The sequence below is a fragment of the Paracoccus wurundjeri genome, assembly GCF_030678915.1.
Lineage (GTDB): Bacteria > Pseudomonadota > Alphaproteobacteria > Rhodobacterales > Rhodobacteraceae > Paracoccus > Paracoccus onubensis_A.
Genome location: NZ_JAUUTZ010000002.1, coordinates 355,129 through 373,444, shown reverse-complemented (window position 1 = coordinate 373,444; position 18,316 = coordinate 355,129). Strand labels below are relative to the sequence as shown.

Annotated in this window: 14 protein-coding genes; 8 read left to right on the top strand and 6 right to left on the bottom strand. The window is 63.0% G+C overall.

Translation table 11 applies throughout. The features are described 5' to 3' along the window. Nucleotides 1-136: 136 nt before the first annotated feature. Together Q0601_RS04050 and Q0601_RS04045 are read right to left on the bottom strand one after the other, a co-directional pair. On the bottom strand, nucleotides 137-997 hold the full coding sequence (locus tag Q0601_RS04050) for a sigma-70 family RNA polymerase sigma factor (RefSeq protein ID WP_305287400.1): 861 nt from the start codon (nucleotides 995-997) through the stop codon (nucleotides 137-139). Next, nucleotides 997-1,476, bottom strand: a complete 480-nt coding sequence (locus Q0601_RS04045; protein ID WP_305287398.1) for a carboxymuconolactone decarboxylase family protein — start codon at nucleotides 1,474-1,476, stop codon at nucleotides 997-999. Before Q0601_RS04045 ends, Q0601_RS04050 begins: the two co-directional genes overlap by 1 nt. A 331-nt stretch (nucleotides 1,477-1,807) precedes the next feature. Here Q0601_RS04045 and Q0601_RS04040 point away from each other — a divergent pair, with 331 nt between their 5' ends. The 5 genes from Q0601_RS04040 (at nucleotide 1,808) to Q0601_RS04020 (ending at nucleotide 8,519) form a co-directional block, all read left to right on the top strand. Then, the gene (locus Q0601_RS04040; protein WP_305287396.1) at nucleotides 1,808-2,761 is read left to right on the top strand and encodes a sulfonate ABC transporter substrate-binding protein; all 954 of its coding nucleotides are present in this window, start codon (nucleotides 1,808-1,810) and stop codon (nucleotides 2,759-2,761) included. Then, nucleotides 2,758-3,930: an FMNH2-dependent alkanesulfonate monooxygenase gene (ssuD, locus tag Q0601_RS04035; protein WP_305287394.1), complete on the top strand. Its 1,173-nt coding sequence runs from the start codon at nucleotides 2,758-2,760 to the stop codon at nucleotides 3,928-3,930. Before Q0601_RS04040 ends, ssuD begins: the two co-directional genes overlap by 4 nt. Then, nucleotides 3,927-4,745, top strand: a complete 819-nt coding sequence (gene ssuC, locus Q0601_RS04030; protein ID WP_305287393.1) for an aliphatic sulfonate ABC transporter permease SsuC — start codon at nucleotides 3,927-3,929, stop codon at nucleotides 4,743-4,745. Before ssuD ends, ssuC begins: the two co-directional genes overlap by 4 nt. Further along, entirely contained in the window at nucleotides 4,742-5,518 is a 777-nt protein-coding gene (locus Q0601_RS04025) for an ATP-binding cassette domain-containing protein (protein ID WP_305287391.1), read from the top strand. Before ssuC ends, Q0601_RS04025 begins: the two co-directional genes overlap by 4 nt. A gap of 343 nt (nucleotides 5,519-5,861) precedes the next feature. Further along, entirely contained in the window at nucleotides 5,862-8,519 is a 2,658-nt protein-coding gene (locus Q0601_RS04020) for a condensation domain-containing protein (protein WP_305287389.1), read from the top strand. A gap of 46 nt (nucleotides 8,520-8,565) precedes the next feature. Here Q0601_RS04020 and Q0601_RS04015 read toward each other — a convergent pair whose 3' ends face one another. Next, the gene (locus Q0601_RS04015; RefSeq protein ID WP_305287387.1) at nucleotides 8,566-9,912 is read right to left on the bottom strand and encodes a condensation domain-containing protein; all 1,347 of its coding nucleotides are present in this window, start codon (nucleotides 9,910-9,912) and stop codon (nucleotides 8,566-8,568) included. A 57-nt stretch (nucleotides 9,913-9,969) separates the two neighbouring features. Continuing rightward, a complete protein-coding gene (locus Q0601_RS04010) occupies nucleotides 9,970-14,283 on the bottom strand; it encodes an AMP-binding protein (RefSeq protein ID WP_305287385.1) in 4,314 nt (1,437 codons plus the stop codon). Nucleotides 14,284-14,415: 132 nt separating this feature from the next. Between Q0601_RS04010 and Q0601_RS04005 the strand changes: the two genes are divergently transcribed. From Q0601_RS04005 to Q0601_RS03995, 3 genes are read left to right on the top strand one after another with little or no spacing between them, the layout of a single operon-like run. Beyond that, on the top strand, nucleotides 14,416-16,032 hold the full coding sequence (locus Q0601_RS04005; RefSeq protein WP_305287383.1) for a (2,3-dihydroxybenzoyl)adenylate synthase: 1,617 nt from the start codon (nucleotides 14,416-14,418) through the stop codon (nucleotides 16,030-16,032). A gap of 37 nt (nucleotides 16,033-16,069) precedes the next feature. Next, complete coding sequence (locus Q0601_RS04000) at nucleotides 16,070-16,309, top strand: phosphopantetheine-binding protein (RefSeq protein ID WP_305287381.1); 240 nt, start codon at nucleotides 16,070-16,072, stop codon at nucleotides 16,307-16,309. After that, nucleotides 16,306-16,920 (top strand): 4'-phosphopantetheinyl transferase family protein, encoded by a 615-nt coding sequence (locus tag Q0601_RS03995; RefSeq protein WP_305287378.1) that lies wholly within the window; start codon nucleotides 16,306-16,308, stop codon nucleotides 16,918-16,920. The genes Q0601_RS04000 and Q0601_RS03995 overlap by 4 nt, the downstream gene beginning before the upstream one ends. Here the strand turns inward: Q0601_RS03995 and Q0601_RS03990 are convergent. Then, the gene (locus tag Q0601_RS03990) at nucleotides 16,887-17,666 is read right to left on the bottom strand and encodes a 2,3-dihydro-2,3-dihydroxybenzoate dehydrogenase (RefSeq protein ID WP_305287376.1); all 780 of its coding nucleotides are present in this window, start codon (nucleotides 17,664-17,666) and stop codon (nucleotides 16,887-16,889) included. The genes Q0601_RS03995 and Q0601_RS03990 overlap by 34 nt on opposite strands. After that, nucleotides 17,663-18,307 (bottom strand): isochorismatase family protein, encoded by a 645-nt coding sequence (locus Q0601_RS03985; RefSeq protein ID WP_305287374.1) that lies wholly within the window; start codon nucleotides 18,305-18,307, stop codon nucleotides 17,663-17,665. Before Q0601_RS03985 ends, Q0601_RS03990 begins: the two co-directional genes overlap by 4 nt. Between the last annotated feature and the right edge of the window lie 9 nt (nucleotides 18,308-18,316).

The following is an 18,316-nucleotide window of genomic DNA, read 5'->3' as shown; positions in this document are numbered from 1 at the left end:
CCCCCCCCCCCCCCCCCCCCCCCCCCCCCCCCCCCCCCCCCCCCCCCCCCCCCCCCCCCCCCCCCCCCCCCCCCCCCCCCCCCCCCCCATCGCGGGACGCAAATAACCGGCCTTTCCGATGCAGCGCGACCCGACCCTAGTGCAGATGCCGTAACTTGTCGGGATTTCGCATGATATAGATTGCGACCACCCTGCCTTCTTCGATCTCCAGCGCGGTTGTCTGAATCTCGCCATCCGCTTCCCTCGTGACGAAACCCGGCAGCCCGTTGACCAACCCGACCCGCAGTAGCGCCGAGCCGTTTTTCAGGTAGTGGGCGGACAGATATTCGTGCAGGTTCAGCACGGCATCGAAACCGATGATCGGCCGTTTTGCGGCAGGGCGCTTGCCGCCGCTATCAGTGTGAAAGCTGACATCGGCGGCAAGCATATCGCCCAGCACCTTCATATCGCCACTGCGCGAGGCGTTGAAAAAGGCTTCCGCGAACTCAAGCCCGCGCTGTTTCCCGATCTGGAAACGGGGTCGGGCATTGCGGACATGGCCACGCGCCCGGACCGCAAGCTGACGACATGCCGCCGGTTCCCGCTGAATGGTGGCCGCGACTTCCTCGAAATCCATCCCGAACACGTCATGCAGCAGGAAAGCCGCCCGTTCCAAAGGCGAAAGGCGTTCCAATGCAAGCATCAGCGGCAGCGTTATATCCTCGTCTTCGTCCTCTTCATCAAGGACAGGATCGGGAAGCCATGGCCCGATATAGGTCTCGCGCTGGCGGCGCGCCGATTTCAGCTGATCCAGGCAAAGCCGCATGATCATACGGCGCAGATAGGCTTCGGGCTCGCGCACCTCGCTGCGGTCGGCCTTCATCCAGCGGATGAAGGCCTCCTGCACCATATCCTCGGCATCAGCGACAGAGCCAAGCATACGGTAAGCGACCCGCATGAGCTTTGGACGCAACGGATCGAAACCGACCGTTGCATCCTCTTGCCCTGCCTCTGCCATCAGGCAACCGCCCGGGTTTCAGCCCAAAGGGTCTTTGCATCCTTCGGATCGATAAACCCGCCGAAACCAACCGCTATACGGTTCCAGCCATTGATGATGTTGATGATCAGGGTCAGCTTCACGCGCTCCTCTTCGGTGAACTGCGCCTCCAGAGCGGCATAGGCCTCTTCGTGCCGATGCGCTTCCGAAAGCCTGGTCAATGCCTCGGTCCAGCCAAGCGCGGCACGTTCGCGATCGGTATAGCAAGGCGCTTCGCGCCATGCTGACAACAGGTAGATACGCTGTTCGGTCTCTCCCTGCTCGCGGGCCTCGATGGTGTGCATATTGATGCAATTGGCACAGCCATTGATCTGCGAGGCGCGGATTTTGACCAGTTCGGTCAAACTCGGCTCGAGGCTCTGATTAACGGCGACCGAAATCTTGTACCAGCCTGTCATAAGGTCGGGTGCCGCAGCTACGGGGTTCAGTTTTGCAGTCATGGTTCGGTTCCTTCTGTTGGTTCCGATACTGATGACGATTCAGGATCCGCAGATGTGACATGCGCACGGAAAATATTTGTGCCTGCCGATCAATGCCACCCGAAACGGCGGGCATGCAACCCATATCACCGCGCGAACCGGACGGCATCAGAACTGCTGCCCCCGGTATTTCTTGGCAGGAATTTGCTGGAAACCGCCCCATTCTACTTCGGAGTTGACTCGAATCAATTTATCTCAACAATCACGATCAAGAATATCGTGATTATGTTATCAGCGAGCATTGCCCGGAATCCGGGCATATCGGAATGCAACTTCAAGAAGGACGCAGAATATGAACTCCTTGCTCGGAGCAATTTCAAAATTCGCGCTTGCCGGCACGGTTGCCGCCGGCATGATCATTTCCGCCGCCCATGCAGAGGGTAAGACAGTCCGTATCGGTTTTCAGAAATACGGCACCCTCATTCTTGTGAAGGCACAGGGTCTGCTGGAAGAAAAGCTGGAACCGCAGGGCTACACGGTCGAATGGACCGAATTTCCCGCCGGGCCGCAATTGCTCGAGGCAATGAATGTCGGCGCCGTCGATTTCGGCACGACCGGCGAAGCGCCGCCGATCTTCGCGCAGGCTGCGGGTGCGCCGCTTGTCTATGTCGGGGTCGAGCCACCCGCCCCCAAAGCCGAGGCGATCCTTGTTCCCGAAGACAGCCCCCTTCAATCGGTCGCCGACCTTAAGGGCAAGACCGTGGGGCTGAACAAGGGTTCGAATGTCCATTATCTGCTGGTGAAGGCGCTTGAAGCCGCGGGCCTTTCTTATTCGGATGTCGAGGTCGCCTTCCTGACCCCCGCGGATGGACGGGCGGCATTCGAGAAAGGTGCCCTTGACGCTTGGGTGATCTGGGAGCCGTTCCTGGCCGCCGCAGAAGCCGCGACCGGGGCAAGGCAACTTGCCGATGGCACGGATATTGTCGAAAACCGGGAATATTATCTTGCCTCCCGTGATTTCGTCGATGGCGATCCGGCGGCTGTCGACGCCATCCTTGAAGCGATCGATAAGGTCGATGGCTGGATCAACGAGAATCACAGTGAGGTCGCCGAGCAATTCGCGCCCTCTGTGGGAATGCCTGCGGAAATTCTGAACGTCGCGGTAGAACGGCGGACCTATGGGGTGGAGCCGATCACCCCCGAGATAATCGCGGCGCAGCAAGCGATCGCCGACGTTTTCTTTGAACTTGAGCTCATTCCAACCGCGATTTCGATCGCGGATGCCACCAAGGAGGGCAAGTCGTGAGTATTTCGCAAAACACCCCGTCCAGCGTGAATGTCTTTTGGTTCATCCCGACCCATGGCGATGGCAGATATCTTGGAACCGCCACCGGAGGCCGGGCCACGGATCTTGATTATCTCAGCCAGATCGCGCGTGCCGCCGATCAGCTTGGCTATTACGGTGCGCTTCTGCCGACCGGGAAAAGCTGTGAAGACGCCTGGATCGTCGCCTCGACGCTGGTGCCGCTGACCAGACAGCTGCGTTTCCTTGTGGCTGTCCGGCCCGGGTTGCAGCCGCCGACGCTTGCCGCGCGCATGACAGCGACTCTTGACCGGCTTTCGGGTGGGCGGCTGCTGATCAATGTCGTGACCGGCGGTGATCCGATCGAGAACAAGGGCGATGGCATTTTCATGAGCCATGCCGAGCGTTACGAGGTCACGCGGGAATTCCTGCATGTCTACAAGGCGCTGCTTGCCGGAGAAACCGTCACGACCAGCGGCAAACATATTCGTATCGAAGACGGGCAATTGCTGTATCCGCCGGTGCAGGCACCGAACCCGCCGCTTTATTTCGGCGGCTCGTCCGAGGCCGCGATCGACGTCGCGGCGGAAACGGTCGATAAATACCTGACCTGGGGCGAGCCTCCGGCGATGGTGGGCGAAAAGATCGCCAAGGTCAAAGCCGCGGCAGGCAAACTTGGTCGCAAGGTTAGCTTCGGCATTCGTCTGCATGTCATCGTCCGGGAAACCTCGGAAGAGGCATGGGCGGCGGCGGACCGGCTTATCGCCAACCTCGACGACAAGACCATTGCGCAGGCGCAATCGATCTTCGCCCGCATGGATTCGGTCGGCCAAAGCCGGATGAGCGCGCTGCATGGCGGCAAGCGCGACAAGCTTGTCGTCGGCCCCAATCTGTGGGCGGGCGTTGGCCTTGTGCGCGGCGGTGCCGGTACGGCGCTGGTCGGTTCGGCCGAGGAGGTCGCGGCGAGGATGGAAGAATATCGCGCGGTCGGCGTCGACAGCTTCATCCTGTCCGGCTACCCGCATCTCGAAGAAGCCTATCGTTTCGCCGAACTGGTGTTTCCGCTGCTGCCGCTGGCGCATGCCCCGGAACGCCCGGCGGTCGGCGTCAATACCGGGCCATTCGGCGAGACCATCGCCAATGACCGGCGACCAGCGGCGGCGACATCATGATTGCAACGGTGCTGAAGCGGTTCCACGGCGGACGTTCGGCGGTGCTTCGGACGCTTGCGCCCTGGGCCCTGCCCCTCGTCCTTCTGATCGCATGGGAGATCATGGCCCGAAGCGGGCTTATCGAAAGCCGGCTTCTGCCTGCCCCAAGCGCTGTATTCGCGGCGTTCTGGGAAAGCCTCTGGAACGGCACGCTGCTGACCCATACCGCGATCTCGACCGAACGCGCGTTCAAGGGCCTTCTTATCGGCGGCGGTACCGGTTTCGTGCTTGGCGTTCTGTGCGGCATCTCGCGGCCTGCCGAAACATTGTTCGATTCCTCGATGCAGATGCTGCGGAACGTGCCGCATCTGGCGATCATCCCGCTGGTGATCATGTGGTTCGGTATCGGCGAGGAGGCGAAAATCTTCCTTGTGGCCATTGGCAGCGCCTTTCCGATCTATCTTAATACCTTCCACGGCATCCGCACGGTCGATAGCGGCCTGATCGAGATGGCGCGGGTATATGGACTGGGCCGTTTCGCACTGTACTGGCGGGTCATCCTGCCCGGGGCGATGCCCTCGATCCTGGTCGGATTGCGCTATGCGCTTGGCATCATGTGGCTGACGCTGATCGTGGCGGAAACGATCTCGGCAAGTTCCGGCATCGGCTATATGACGATGAATGCCCGCGAATTCCTGCAAACCGATATCGTCGTGCTTGGGATCATCGTCTACGCGCTGCTTGGCAAGCTTGCCGACTCGGCCACGCGCGCGCTTGAGTCAAAGGCACTCGCCTGGCACCCGGCCTATCAGGCAAAGGAAAGGACGACAGGATGAATATGAGCGCAGCCATTTCGCCGGTCAGAACGGATATCCGGGAATCGCAATCGGAGCACCCGTCGAAGGCCCAATCGATCGTGATCGACGGCATGAGCAAATCCTTCGGCGACCGGCGCGTGCTTTCGGATATCGACCTTACCATTCCGGCGGGGCAATTCGTGGCAATCGTCGGCCGTTCCGGCTGTGGGAAATCGACGCTTCTGCGCCTGATCGCGGGACTTGATCAGGCGACCGCGGGAAAGATCATCGTCGGTGACCGGATCGTCGAGTCGCTTCAGCCAAGCACCCGCCTGCTGTTTCAGGATGCGCGACTGCTTCCGTGGCAGCGGGTGATCGGCAATGTCGGCATCGCCCGTCAAGAAGGTTGGCGCAAGGCGGCGACGGTTGCACTTGAAGATGTCGGGCTGGCCGATCGCGCGAATGACTGGCCCGCGGTGCTTTCGGGCGGCCAGCGTCAGCGGGTCGCCCTGGCGCGCGCGCTGGTCAGCCATCCCGGCGTCCTGCTGCTCGACGAGCCCTTTGGCGCTCTTGACGCGCTTACCCGTGGCGAGATGCACCGCCTGCTTGAGCGTATCTGGCACGAGCATGGCTTCACGACCGTCCTGATCACCCATGACGTTTCCGAGGCGCTCAGGCTTGCTGACCGGGTGATCGTCCTGCGCGATCAGGGCGTGGCGCTGGACGTGCAGGTAGAGCTTCCGCGTTCCCGCCGCGACACCGGAGACGCCGCCACGGTGACGCTGCGATCCCGTATCCTCGCCGAGGTCTGAGCCGGTCAATTCCAAGGGTGGGCGCATTGCGTACCCGCCCCCTGAAATCAGGATTGCATGCCGCCACGGCACAGGAACCGCGCGGCGCAACCTGTTTGCACGCGCGTCACGAACAGGGATGTTGCCGCGCGATCCTGCCAGTTCCTTCAAACGACTGGTCGCCGGGGTTGACAGCGGGCAAGTCTGCGCATTGACTGCGCCTGTTCCTGATGCCCCAGCCCGACCCGCAAGGCGCGTCATGCAGCCATTCCGGTGGCGCGGTCGGGCAAGTACCCCCCTGTCTGTGCTTTCGGTTGGCCGCTGACCTTCGGGGCCTCATGAATCGATATTCCGAAAGACCAAGATGCCAAATAATTTCTCCGATATTGCAATCGCGCCGGGTTCGGCACGGGATTCTGCTTTGCCGCAAAGCGCGGTTTCAATCACCGAGCGGCATGAACATATCTGGTTGCAGCAGCAGCAGGAGCCCGGCACGGTTCTGGCCGCGTTGCTGGGTTTCCGCCTGACAGGAAAGCTGGACGCGACGCGGTTGATCCGCGCCTTGGAGGAACTTCCCGCCGCGATACCGCAATTGGCGCACTCTCTGGTCATGACCGATGACGGAGAGCTTTGCGCCCGCCCCGCCCATGTATCGGCCCGTCTGCATCACGCCATCTCTGAATCCGAAGCGGTCCTGGCGCTGCAGGAGTTGCAAACCGCCCCCTGGGATCCGGAATCCGAAACGCCGTTCCGATGCGCATTGGTCCTGCTGCCCGACGGGGCGATGCTGGGGCTGGCCTTTCACGCGCTTGCTGGCGGGGCAGAGGTGGCAAATGCAGGCCTGCACGCCCTGACGGCCCTTTATAACGGCAGCCCGCTTCCATATGCGGTCAAGCCGGGGCCTGCGCTGCCGCAAGGGAAACACCCTCCCGGCGCCGATGCGCTGGCAGGGCTGCGCTCGGACATCAGGGTAGCGCTGCCGCAACCGATCCGTCTTGTCCTGGAAACAACGACCTCGACGGCCGAGCTTGCCAATCAGCTTGCCGCCGCCTTCACCGAAGTTACCGGCACGCCTGCCCCCGATATCGAAACCGTCGCGCACCCCCTGCCCGATCTTGCCCTGGCATTGCCGCTGGAATCATCGCTTGCGGTGGCGCAACTGACCCATCCCGCGCTTTCACTTGACAGAGTGACGGTCACGCGCCAGCCGCTGGACACGGCATTCACCGGCACGGGATTGCTGGTCGGGCTGCGCGGGAATACCGGGCTGGAAATGCTGGCCGGGCACGATATCTCACCTATGGCCGCGGGATTGGTGCTGGAACGCTGCGCCGCGCGGCTGAAATCGGGGGCGGCCGATATTCCTTCGGTTGTACCATCGATCCCTGTCACGACCGCCGAAGCCACCGTTCCTGCCGCCAATGCCAGCCCTGATCTGCAACAGGTCATCCTAAGCGAATTTCGCGCGGCATTGCATGACGATAATCTGGGACCGGAAGATGATTTCTTCGATTTCGGCGGTCATTCCCTGACCGCAACCCGCGTTATCGGCCGGCTGCTGGACAAGCACGGGATCGAGATCCATCTTTGCGATCTGTTCAGCCACTCAAGCGCGGCGTCTCTGGCCGGGCGGGCGACAAGAACCGGGCCGGAACCATGCGGGGAGGTTCCGGCGCAACCGGAACCGGCATCCGATGCGCCCGTCTCTGCGCCCTTATCGCTGGCTCAGGCGTCGCTGTGGCGCGCTTATGCGGGCTTTGGCTATGGCGATATCTTCAATATCCCTTTCGGCCTGCGCTTCCTTGATCCGGTGGACGAAACGGTATTCGCACAGGCATTTCGCGATGTTCTGGAACGTCACCCCGTCCTGCGCAGCCTGTTCTCGGACAAGGGGGGCAAGCCGCGCCAGACCGTCGTGCCGATGGCCGATCTGGACAGCTATCGCTGGTTCTGGTCCTCATCCGAGGCAGATGGCGCAACCCGTTCAACCGAGGCCGCCCATGTCTTCGATCTTGCCCGCGAATTGCCGCTGCGCCTGCGGTTTCTTGCCGAGAATGGCGAACAGATCCTGTCGATGCTGTTCCACCATGTCGTGCTGGACGAGTGGTCCGTGGGCCTGCTGATCGGGGATCTCGCCCGGGCCTATGCCAGCCGTGCAGCCGGAAACGCCCCGGTCTGGCCCGAAACGCCCGCGCCGTTCCATGAATTCGCGGCACGTCAGGACGCAGCAGGCCCGAATGAGGCGCATCTGGGTTTCTGGGCCGAAATGCTGCGCGGCGCCCCCGAAGCCGCGCCGCTGTTCGGTAGCGCCGAGGGCGACAGCTCTCCGGCGGGCGGATGGGTCGAATTGCGCGTCGAGCCGGAGATTGCCGAAGGGCTTTACGCGCTCGCCAAGGCCGAGAACGCATCGCCCTTCAACGTGGTCTATGCCGGAATCGCGGCGGCGCTGCACTGGTTGGGCGGGATAGACGACCTGCTGATCGGAACATCCGCCTCGGGCCGGCTGGAGGCGGAATTCTTCGACACGATCGGTTATTTTACCACCATGGTCGCCCACCGCACCCGCTTTGCCAAGGGCGTGACGGCCCGGGCACTGGTGGGTCAGGTCCGCGACATGATCAACGGCTCGATGCCGCAGGCCGATATTCCGTTGGATCTGGTCAGTGAAAGGCTGACCGGGCAGCCGCAGCCAATGGATCGCATCTTCGAGGCATTCATCCAGATCCATGCCCGCAATCCCATGAATGGCAGCTTTGACCTGCCCGATGGCAAGCGCATCCGCTTCCGTCAGATCGATCCGGAAAAGGCCGAGTCGATCCTTGGCCTGCAATTCGAGGTTGTCGAGGATGTCATCGGTCAGGAACGAAGCCTGCGCGTGATGATGAGTTACCGTTCGGATCGTTATGGCGAAACGGATGTGAAACGCATCACCGCGACCGTCGGCGAAACCTTCCGGCTTCTGGCCGATCCGGCGCAGGCGGCACTGCCGTTAAGCGAATTGGCGGCGCGCGCGTTGCGATAGGATGGCGGGATTGATTTTGCGTCCCGCGCTGGCCCCTGCCGCGCTTTCACGCCGGCGCGGGTTCTTCGTCCAGCAGCGCCACGATAGCGCGCGCGGCATTGGCGGGATCAAGCGCACGCGACAGGAAGGCGGGCAGGTCCCGGCAATGCCGGTCGAACTCGGTGGCGGAGGTCATGGTCGGATCGGCTTCGAGGTAAAGCGACATGCCGCCGCCATCGCCGCCCGAGCGGAAGGTGATGTTGAACCCGTCCGCCGGACCGTTCGACAGAACGTGACGTTCGCAGATGCAGCCATCGAATTCCGGCGGATCGAACGGCAGCAGATTGACCAGTGGTGAAAAGAAGAACCGGCTGCCCTCGCCGATGCCGCGATCGGCGGCAAGCTGCTCGACCCGGTAACGCCCGTGTTTCCGAAGGCTGCGCAGATCGCCGGAGAGCCGCGCGACATGATCTTCCAGCGTTTCATTATCCGGGACATCGACCAGCAGCGGCAGGATATTCACCGCAAGCGAGGGGATCATCGCCGCGGCACTGCCAAGCCTGCTCATATAGGGCAGCCATAATGGCAGGGCGGCGCCGGAATAAGGTAATCGCCGCGCAAGATAGGCCCCCGCCAACAGCACCAGAAGATCGGGCCAGCCGGTTTTCAGCCGCTCGGCACAGCTTTTCATCCGTTGCGGAAAATCCTCGGGCAAGGCGCAAAACGCCGTCAGACCGTCGATACCATAATCCTCGCCGCCCTTTTTCAGGACCGGGAATGACAGCTCGCCGCTGAGATAGCCGGCCCAATAGTCCCGGTCTTTCGGGAAACGGGATCCCTGCGCATAAGCCTGATCTTCCTCGATGAAGCGGGCGAAAGGCAGGAAAGGATCGCCCGCCGGCCCCTTACCGGTCAGATGGCGATAGAGCCGTGCGCAGCGTTGTTCCAAAAGCAGCATGCTATAGCCGTCCAGCACCGCGTGATGCCCACGATTATACCAGATCCATCGGGCCTCTCCGGTGCGGAACAGCCATTGCACGGACAGGGGATCGCGGCGCAGATCCAGAACCGCTTCGAAATCCCCGCGCATTCTTGCCATGGCCGTGCCATCCGGATCGGGTTCATCCCGCAGATCGAACTGCGCCAGCCGGGGCGCATAGGCAGAGTCGTGCCGCTGGCGGACACGACCGTCCGGCAGTTCCTTAAAGCGCAGGGACAGGGCATCCGCCTCGGCAATGGTGCGGGAAATCGCCTCGGCCAGCGCCGCCGGATCGGCAAGGCCGTCGATGGTCACGTAATGGGCAACGGTCGAAATCGGCTTGTCGGAGTGAAAACAGAACTCCTCCCAGAAATCGAGTTGCGCGAGGGTCAGCGGCATCCAGCCGTCATGCTGGTCACCATGCAGATCGGTCATCGGGTATCCTTCAAGCTTGGAACGCTGGCATGCGGGCTGGCGGATGGGTTTTGCCGGTCAGGCGGTTTCAAGGCATAGCTGCGACATGTCGCGGGCCGTGCGGCAGCGGCTGAGCTGGGCCGGACGGAGCGGCTTTCCATAAGCGGCAGACAGACCGTCGGCGATGGGTTTGAGATGGGCGGGCCGCAAGCCCAGCGACAGCAGCGGCTGATCGGGGGTGGCGTCCGGCGCAGGGCCGATGACGCGAAGACAGATAGCCAGCACATTCTGCGCCGTGTCGCCCGATTGCGGGGCCGGGATATCGGGTTGCGCGGGTTCGGTCAGCATCTGCCGCGCCCGGTTGCGGTCGGGTTTGCCATTCGCCGACAGGGGAAGCGCGTCGACCCGCAGGAAGCGCGAGGGGATATGCGATTCCGGAAGATGCTCGCGGGCGTGGGCACGCAGATCGGCGGCCGAGATCATTCTGTCGGCGACATAAAGCGCCGCCAGCGTGACATCGGCCCCCTCGCCGCAATCCACCGCGATGACATGGCGGATGTCGGGGTGACCGATCAGGCCGATCTCGACATCGGCAAGCGACAGGCGCACGCCACGGATCTTGATATAGCCGCCCACGCGCTCGGCAAAGATGATGCTGCCGTCATCGCGGTAATATCCCCGGTCACCCGTGCGGAACGCCCGGACCGGCCGCCCCCGATCGTCGTTCAGCGTCACGAAATCATCGCCCCCGATCTGCCCGCCGGACAGATATCCCAGCGCAATATTCACCCCGGCGGTATGGATGCGCCCGACAATGCCGGCCGGGCAATGTTCGCCTGAATCCGTGCAGATGAAATAGCTGTTGCCCGGCAGGGGGCGGCCATAGGGGACGGTGCCGGTATCGCCTGCGGCGATTTCATGCCAGATGCTCCAGATCGTGGTTTCGGTCGGCCCGCCAAGCGAGATCAGCCGCGCTTGGGGCAGTAATTCGCGCAGGGTCGCGATTGTCGCGGGCTTGATATAATCACCACCCTGCGCGACCAGCCGCAGGCTATCCAGATCGCCGGACTGGCGGCAGGCCAGCAGCATTTCAAGAATCGCCGGGACCGAGCACCAGATCGTTACCCCATGCCTGCGGACCAGACGGCACCAATGGATCGCGTCTTTCTCATGATCCGGCATGACCAGTGTCGCGCCGGCGGACAGGCTGCCGAACAGATCGAAAACCGACATGTCGTGATGCAGCGGCGTGACCGAGATCGTCACATCCTCGGTGCCGAGCCGCCAGTTTTGCCTGGTTGCGGCGATGGTGTTGGCGGTGGCGCGATTGTTCAGCACCACGCATTTGGGGCGCCCGGTCGTGCCCGAGGTGTAAAGGTAATAGCCCGGCTGCTCTGACAGGCTGCGGCGGCGAAGCGTCCCGGATTCGGCGGGGCGGGCATCCGGCGATGCGGCGAATATCGTCTCTGCCGGGACCGAGGGGAAGCCATCTGTTCGTGTCGCCGCGACGATCAGGGCGGGACTGCAATTCTCCAGCAGATAACAACGCCGTTCCTGCGGGGCCGAGGCGTCGATAGGCACCCAGATCAGCCCCTCCAGCGCACAGGCGAGTTGCAGCGCCAGATGTTCGGGCCCGCGCGGCAGGCAGATCGCCACCACATCGCCCTCGGCCAATCCCCGCGCCCGCAATCCGCTAATCGCCGATGCGACCATGCGGCCAAGCCCGGCATAGCTTAGGCATTCCTCGCCGAAATGCAGTGCCGGGCGGGCGCCGCCCGTCTCAAAGAGGTTGCGGGCGATGGCCGTCAGGAAATCCGCTTCCGGTTCGGCCAGCATGTCCGGCGCGGCATTATGGCGATAATGATCCAGTGCCAGAACCTCATGGGACTCAAGCTTCAGTGTGCCCCTGTCGCAGATGACCAGGATCGCCCGGCCCATGGCATCCAGCATATCCTGTGCAAGCCGCGCGCCCACCGCCCGTTCGGCATGATCGATATTCAGCTCCAGCCCACCTTCGGCATCCAGCGCAAGCCGCAAATCCAGCGCGACCTGCGGAGTCTGGGTCAGGCCACGGATCAGCCGCATCGGGGCAGGCGCGGGGCGTTCCCAGCCCATGCCATTGGTCAGCACAACCGGCAGCGGCAATGCGCCGCCGCCGTTATTCATCAACAGCCGCCCGATCTCGGGACCGCTGAAGGCGGTCTGTTCCAGCCCGGCCATCATGTCCGACTGACAACCCGCAGCCCGTTCGGACAATGTACCTTTGGTTGCATCGAAACGCAGCGGGATGAAGGTCGAGGCATTCTGCGTTCCGGCCTTTCCCGTTGCGGCATCGGGCGGTGTCACCGGAACCGCGACGCATAGCTGACCGTCAGCCGTCCAGCGGGCCACCACATCCAGCAGGATCGCGGTCAGTACCGAGTTCAGGAACAGGCCCTCTGCCGCACCGATACGCCGCAACTGCCCAAGCAGATCACAAGGCAAACGCAGGGTCTGGCGGCGATAGCGGGAGTTGCCGATCTTTTCCAGCGGAACAAGCCAGGGCAGGCGCGGCGGGGTTTCGACGCCGGCCAGATAATCTTTCCAGTAAGCGGCGGCCTTGCGGCGTGCGGTCGTATCCGGGCGCGGCCGGGGAACCGGAGCCTGCGCCGCAAGCGGGGCCTCGTCAAACATCCGCGCCAGCAGGGAACAGATCGACTGCCCGTCAAGGATCAACGCATCGAAACGGGTGAAAATCACCACCGGATCGCATTCTTCGGGCATCAGGAATGCCCGGACATGCCAAAGCGGACCGTCAAGATCGAACATTGCATGGGCATAATCATCGCGCAGCCCGTCCACCCGCGCCCCGGCTTCGGCGGGCGGCAGATGGCGCAGATCCGTCACGTCAAACGGCAATCCGGTCCCGGCCCCGCCTGATGCCGTCTCTGCCGATGGCAATTCGGACAACATCAGGCTGGCCGGGTCGATCCGGCTGCGCAGGGCGGGGTAACGCGACATCATATCGGTCAGCCGCGCCCGAAGCCTGTCGATCTGGAATTCGCCCCGGTATTCGCGGAATTTCTGCATCGCCACGCCGCCCAGCGGCAAATGTGCACCCCGTCCCATCAGATAGGCCTGTTGCAGAACCGTCAGAGGCTGCCGCGGGGCATCACGCCAGACAGCAAGCGGCAGCTCCGCCGCCTCTGGACTGGTCGCCAGATGGCGGGCGTCGGCGGTGAAACGGTCGAAGAGATCGCGTGCCCATGGCTCGTCCACCCGATCCGTCCGCAGGTCCCAGTTGATCAGAAGGCCCTCGGTCAGCATGCCGAACTGCACATCCAGCGCAACTTGTGGCGCCTGCGACATCACCCAGACCATCGGTCCGAACAACCGCGAGGCCGCCGGCCCAAGGATCACCCGTCCCGGCAGATCCAGCCCGGCGGAAAACACCACCGGCGCGGTTTCGACCGTTCCACGCAGCCGCGACAGGTCGCGCAATACCGCCGTGCCGGAATAGCCATGATGTGACAATGCCGCGAACAGGATCTCTTGCTGACGTTGGCACAAGACCCGAAAGGGAAGGTCGGCCAGCTCGATTCCCAGCACGATCAGGTCGGACACATCGCCCACCGCCGCCGGATCGCCCTTTTCACGTAGAAAGGTTGGCAGATTCAGGCGGAATTGCCGCTGCCCGGTGGCCTGCCCCAAATGCGCTGCAAACAGCGTCATCATCATTGCCGAAAATGTAACGCGGCTTTGCCGGGCGACATGCCGCAGCGCCTGCACCTCATCCGGGGTCAGCATCGCAAACAGGCGCGTGCTGGCCGGTGCGCCGCCAGTGCCGTCCGGTAAAACCGGCGTCGCGGGCAAAGATTCCAGCCGGTCGCGCCACCAGTCGCGATCTTGGGGGCAAATCCGGCGCGGCGACGGCGCGGCAAGATATGTCAGTTCCTCGCCTTCATAAGCACGCGCGAGATCTTCGACAATCTGCCCGAAACAGGATGGGTCCGCGGTGATCATGTCCAGATCAAGATGCAGCCGCGCCCGATCCTGTCCCAGAAGGCTAAGCGAGATCTGCATTCCCGCGCCCCGATCCAAAGCAAGCCGCTGATGGGATTTCTCATGCCGGATTTCCGCAAGCCTGCGCTCTTGCCCGGCAGAGGGCTGATCGCGCAGATCCTCGACTTCCAGCGGAGGTGGCGGCACATCAAGCGGCGCGCCCTCGGCATCTACACCAAGCGCCAGAGCCGGGTGGCAGGCGAAAACCTGCCGAAGAGCATCGCGCAGCCGGTCTTCATCCAGTAATCCAGTGTCGAATTCAGCATAAAGATGCGCGGAAACGCCCTCGGTCGCGCGGGGGGAATGGCCCCAGACCCAATAGGCGGCTTGCATCGCGGTCAAGTCCTGCATGATGTCCTGTCGGGATGGTTGACAAATCATGATAAAAATACTCAGTTATATCCTGCGGTCAACACGCACCGAAGCCACGGGCAGATTTCGGCCCTTAGCCAGACCTCAGAACAAAATCACGTCGGGTGAGATATGGTTGAGTTTACTCCATGGCCGGAGGCATTTGCCGATCGTTATCGCAAGCTTGGTTACTGGATCGGCAAGCCCCTGCATCATGCAGTCGACCGTCAGGCGCGGCAACGGCCCGACGCAATTGCGGTGATCTGCGACGGGCGCAAGATCAGCTATCGCGAACTGGACCGCGCCTCCTCGGCACTGGCCGCGCGGTTGCAGGCGGCCGGATTGCGGCGTGACGATACCGCCCTGGTGCAAATGCCGAATGTCGCGGAATTCTACATGGTGTTCCTAGCGCTCATGAAGGCGGGAATCGTGCCGCTGAACGCGCTGTTCACCCATCGCCGGGCAGAGCTTACCGCCTATGCCGAACAGATCCGGCCACGCCTGCTGATTGCCTCGCGCAGCCATGAATTGTTCGGAGATGACAGGTTTGCCGGGGAATTGCGGCAGAACGCGCCGGATATGCTGGCGCTGTTTCATGGCGAGGACGACACCAAAAGATCGCTGCAACATTGGCTTTCGGGGCCGGTGCCACAGGATTTCACGGAAATGCCAACCCCTGCGGATGGCGTGGCCTTCTTTCAGCTATCAGGCGGCAGCACCGGCACGCCAAAACTGATTCCGCGCACCCATGACGATTACGATTACAGCATCCGCGAAAGCGCCGTGATCTGCGGGCTGACGCCCGAGACCCGCTATCTCTGCGCCATGCCCGCGCCGCATAATTACCTGATGAGTTCACCCGGCGCGCTTGGCGTGTTCCATGCGGGCGGGACCGTTGTTCTGGCGGCAAACCCGGATCCGGCGCTGTGCTTCGATCTGGTCAAGCGTCATCGCGTGACGATGGCAGCGCTGGTGCCTTCGGCGGTACTGTTATGGCTTGAGGCGGCCGAGCGCGACAATTCCGCCCTGACTTCACTGCGACTGGTGCAGGTGGGCGGGGCAAGCTTTGCCGAGGCCACCGCCCGCCGGGTACCCGAAAAGCTGGGCTGCGCATTGCAGCAGGTCTTCGGCATGGCCGAGGGTCTGGTGAACTATACCCGCCTTGACGATCCCGCCGAGCGTATCCTTACCACGCAGGGCCGCCCGATCAGCCCCGATGACGAGGTTCGCGTGGTTGGCCCGGACGGTCAGGACCTGCCGGATGGCGAGGCCGGATTGCTGGCAACGCGGGGGCCTTATACGTTCCGCGGCTATTATCGCAGCCCCGAACATAACGCCCGCAGCTTCGATGCCGACGGGTTCTATTTCACCGGCGATATCGTCGAGCGCACGCCCGAGGGCTATCTGCGCGTCGTCGGCCGGGTCAAGGATCAGATCAATCGCGGCGGAGAGAAGATCGCCGCCGAAGAGATCGAGCATCTGTTGCAACGTCATCCCGCCGTTCACGCCGCCGCGCTTGTGGCGATGGGCGATGCACGTCTGGGCGAACGCAGCTGCGCCTTCATCGTCCCGCGCGAGAAGCTGAGGGCGGTTGAATTGCGGCGGCATCTGATGACGCTGGGGATCGCCGAATACAAACTGCCCGACCGGGTTCGCTTCATCGACCAGATGCCGCTGACTCCGGTGGGCAAGACCGACAAGGTCAGACTGCGCGACATGCTTCTGCAGGAAGATGCCGCATGCGCATGATTTCAAAATCACAATCGGAATGGAAGGATTTTCCGGAATGACTGAGACGCTTACCGATGCCGATTGGCTGCAAGCCCGCGTCACCGAACTGATCGAGGATGAGGACTGTATCGACCCCGAGGAAAGCCTGATCTTCTACGGCCTTGATTCCATCCGCATCATGACTTTGGCCGGAGAGTTGAAAGAGCGGGGCATTCAGATCAGCTTCGAAGAACTGGCCCGCAATCCCACCCTGACCGCATGGTCGGACCTGATCCGCGAACGCCGCGCCGGGTGAACGACGGCGGCCTTGCCTTTGCGCTGCGGCAGGTGGGCGATGAGGAGGAACCACCCCTCCTGCCCGCGGAAATCGCCGCGGCCCGGCCCCGGCGGCGGGCCGAATATGCCGCGGGCCGGATGGCGGCGCGGGCGGCGTTGCGGCGACTGACCGGGCAGGCCGCCCTGATCGGTATGGGGCCGGATCGCCTGCCCCTGTGGCCCAAGGGTACCATCGGCTCGATCAGCCACAATCGCCGGAACGCGGTCGCGCTGGTCGCCTGTGCGCGGCGCTATCACGCAGCCGGGATCGATATCGAAACGGTAATGGACACCTCGGTCGCGCGCGACGTGATCCCTGTGATCGGTCCGGTCGCGGAAAAGGATCCGCTAAGCCTGACGCTGGCCTTTTCGGCCAAGGAAAGCCTGTTCAAGGCGCTGTACCCGCATGTCGGCTATTTCGGCTTTCAGGCGGCGCGGTTCGACGCCCCCTGCTCGCTTGTCCTGACGCGGGATTTGTCGCCCGACTGGCCTGCGGGCCATCGCTTTGCGGTGCATTACCGGATCGGGCGCGGGCGGGTTCTGACATGGATCGCGCTTCAGGCGCGCAATGTCGCCCCGCCATCCACATAAAGATCCGTCATGGTGATCTGCCCGGCCTGATCGGATAGCAGGAACATCGCGGCGGCGGCGATATCCTCGGGCGCGGCCAGCTTGCCCAGCGGAATGCCGGTGCGATAGCTGGACGGGTCGCCGGCGATCACCTTGGCGGCGCCGCTTTCATCGGCCCACATCCCGGTCTGCATCGGCGTCAGCGTCGATCCAGGGGCAAGGATATTGCAGCGGATGCCGTGTCCCGCGAGTTCCAGCCCCACGCAGCGCGTCAGCATCGCAATTGCCGCTTTCGACGCCGCATAGGCCGCCATGTTCTGCCGGGGAACCCCCGCGGCATTCGAACCGACCACGACGATTGATCCCTTGCCGCGCGGCAGCATGACCCGGCCCAAAGCTTGCAGAACGTTGAAACAGCCTCCGGCATTGACGCTCATCACCCGTTCCCATTCGGCCGGGGTCAGGTCAAGAACGGATGTCGTGGACAATATCCCGGCCGCATGCACGGCAAGCGATAACGGCCCCACGGTTTCCTCGGCCAGCGCGACGCAATCCGCGACGGCAAGGGGATCGCTGACATCCAGCCCGTGCCAGTGAACGGCCTCGTTGCTGCTGTCCCGTTCCGGCAGCCCGTCCAGCGCCTCGGGGATATCGGTCGCAAATACCCTTGCGCCCGCCGCATGCAGGGCCGCGACCAGGGCAAGACCGATGCCGCCCGCCGCGCCGGTTACGAAAGCGGCGCGATTGGAAAAACCTTCCAGTTTCATGCTGTCGCCTCCAATGCCGCGATCAACGCATCCGTTCCTGTGACCACGCCGCTGTAACCCGCCGCCATCGACATCGCCATGTCATGCCCGGCGCGATCGAAATCGGCCTGGGCATCCGCAATGACAAATGGCTGGATGTCGCGCTGGAAGGCCTCGACCGCGGTCGCGAAACAGCCGATATGCGCATAGATCCCGGCAATCGCCAGTTGATCCCGCCCTCGGGCGCGCATCAGATGTTCGAGATTCGAGCGTTGGAACGCGCTGTAACGATGCTTGACCAGCACGATATCGCCCGCCGCGGGGGCAAGTTCGGGCAGGATATCTTCATGCTCTGGCACGGCCTTCATCCCCGGCCCCCAGAGATCGGCCTGCAAGCCGCGATCCGCCAGAAGCTGATTGCCTTTCTGCGCCGTGTAGAAGACCGGCACATCATGCTGCCGCGCCGATTGCAGCAGTCGTCCGATATTCGCGATCACCCCGGAAAGCGGGACCGTGTCCTGTTTGTAGGCGGCACAGAAATACTGCTGCATGTCATGCACCAGCAGGGCCATCCGCCCGGATTCCGCCTGCCACGGCGCTTTCGAGTCCGGCAACTCGCGCGGGGTGGGCAGATCATAGGCGGCGATGGTAGGAAGAGACATCAAGATACT

Excerpts from the sequence above, each read along its gene's own strand:
- Q0601_RS04050 (WP_305287400.1), bottom strand. The coding sequence starts at position 997 with ATGGCAGAGGCAGGGCAAGAGGATGCAACGGTCGGTTTCGATCCGTTG.
- Q0601_RS04045 (WP_305287398.1), bottom strand. The coding sequence starts at position 1,476 with ATGACTGCAAAACTGAACCCCGTAGCTGCGGCACCCGACCTTATGACA.
- Q0601_RS04040 (WP_305287396.1), top strand. The coding sequence starts at position 1,808 with ATGAACTCCTTGCTCGGAGCAATTTCAAAATTCGCGCTTGCCGGCACG.
- ssuC (WP_305287393.1), top strand. The coding sequence starts at position 3,927 with ATGATTGCAACGGTGCTGAAGCGGTTCCACGGCGGACGTTCGGCGGTG.
- Q0601_RS04025 (WP_305287391.1), top strand. The coding sequence starts at position 4,742 with ATGAATATGAGCGCAGCCATTTCGCCGGTCAGAACGGATATCCGGGAA.
- Q0601_RS04020 (WP_305287389.1), top strand. The coding sequence starts at position 5,862 with ATGCCAAATAATTTCTCCGATATTGCAATCGCGCCGGGTTCGGCACGG.
- Q0601_RS04015 (WP_305287387.1), bottom strand. The coding sequence starts at position 9,912 with ATGACCGATCTGCATGGTGACCAGCATGACGGCTGGATGCCGCTGACC.
- Q0601_RS04010 (WP_305287385.1), bottom strand. The coding sequence starts at position 14,283 with ATGCAGGACTTGACCGCGATGCAAGCCGCCTATTGGGTCTGGGGCCAT.
- Q0601_RS04005 (WP_305287383.1), top strand. The coding sequence starts at position 14,416 with ATGGTTGAGTTTACTCCATGGCCGGAGGCATTTGCCGATCGTTATCGC.
- Q0601_RS04000 (WP_305287381.1), top strand. The coding sequence starts at position 16,070 with ATGACTGAGACGCTTACCGATGCCGATTGGCTGCAAGCCCGCGTCACC.
- Q0601_RS03990 (WP_305287376.1), bottom strand. The coding sequence starts at position 17,666 with ATGAAACTGGAAGGTTTTTCCAATCGCGCCGCTTTCGTAACCGGCGCG.
- Q0601_RS03985 (WP_305287374.1), bottom strand. The coding sequence starts at position 18,307 with ATGTCTCTTCCTACCATCGCCGCCTATGATCTGCCCACCCCGCGCGAG.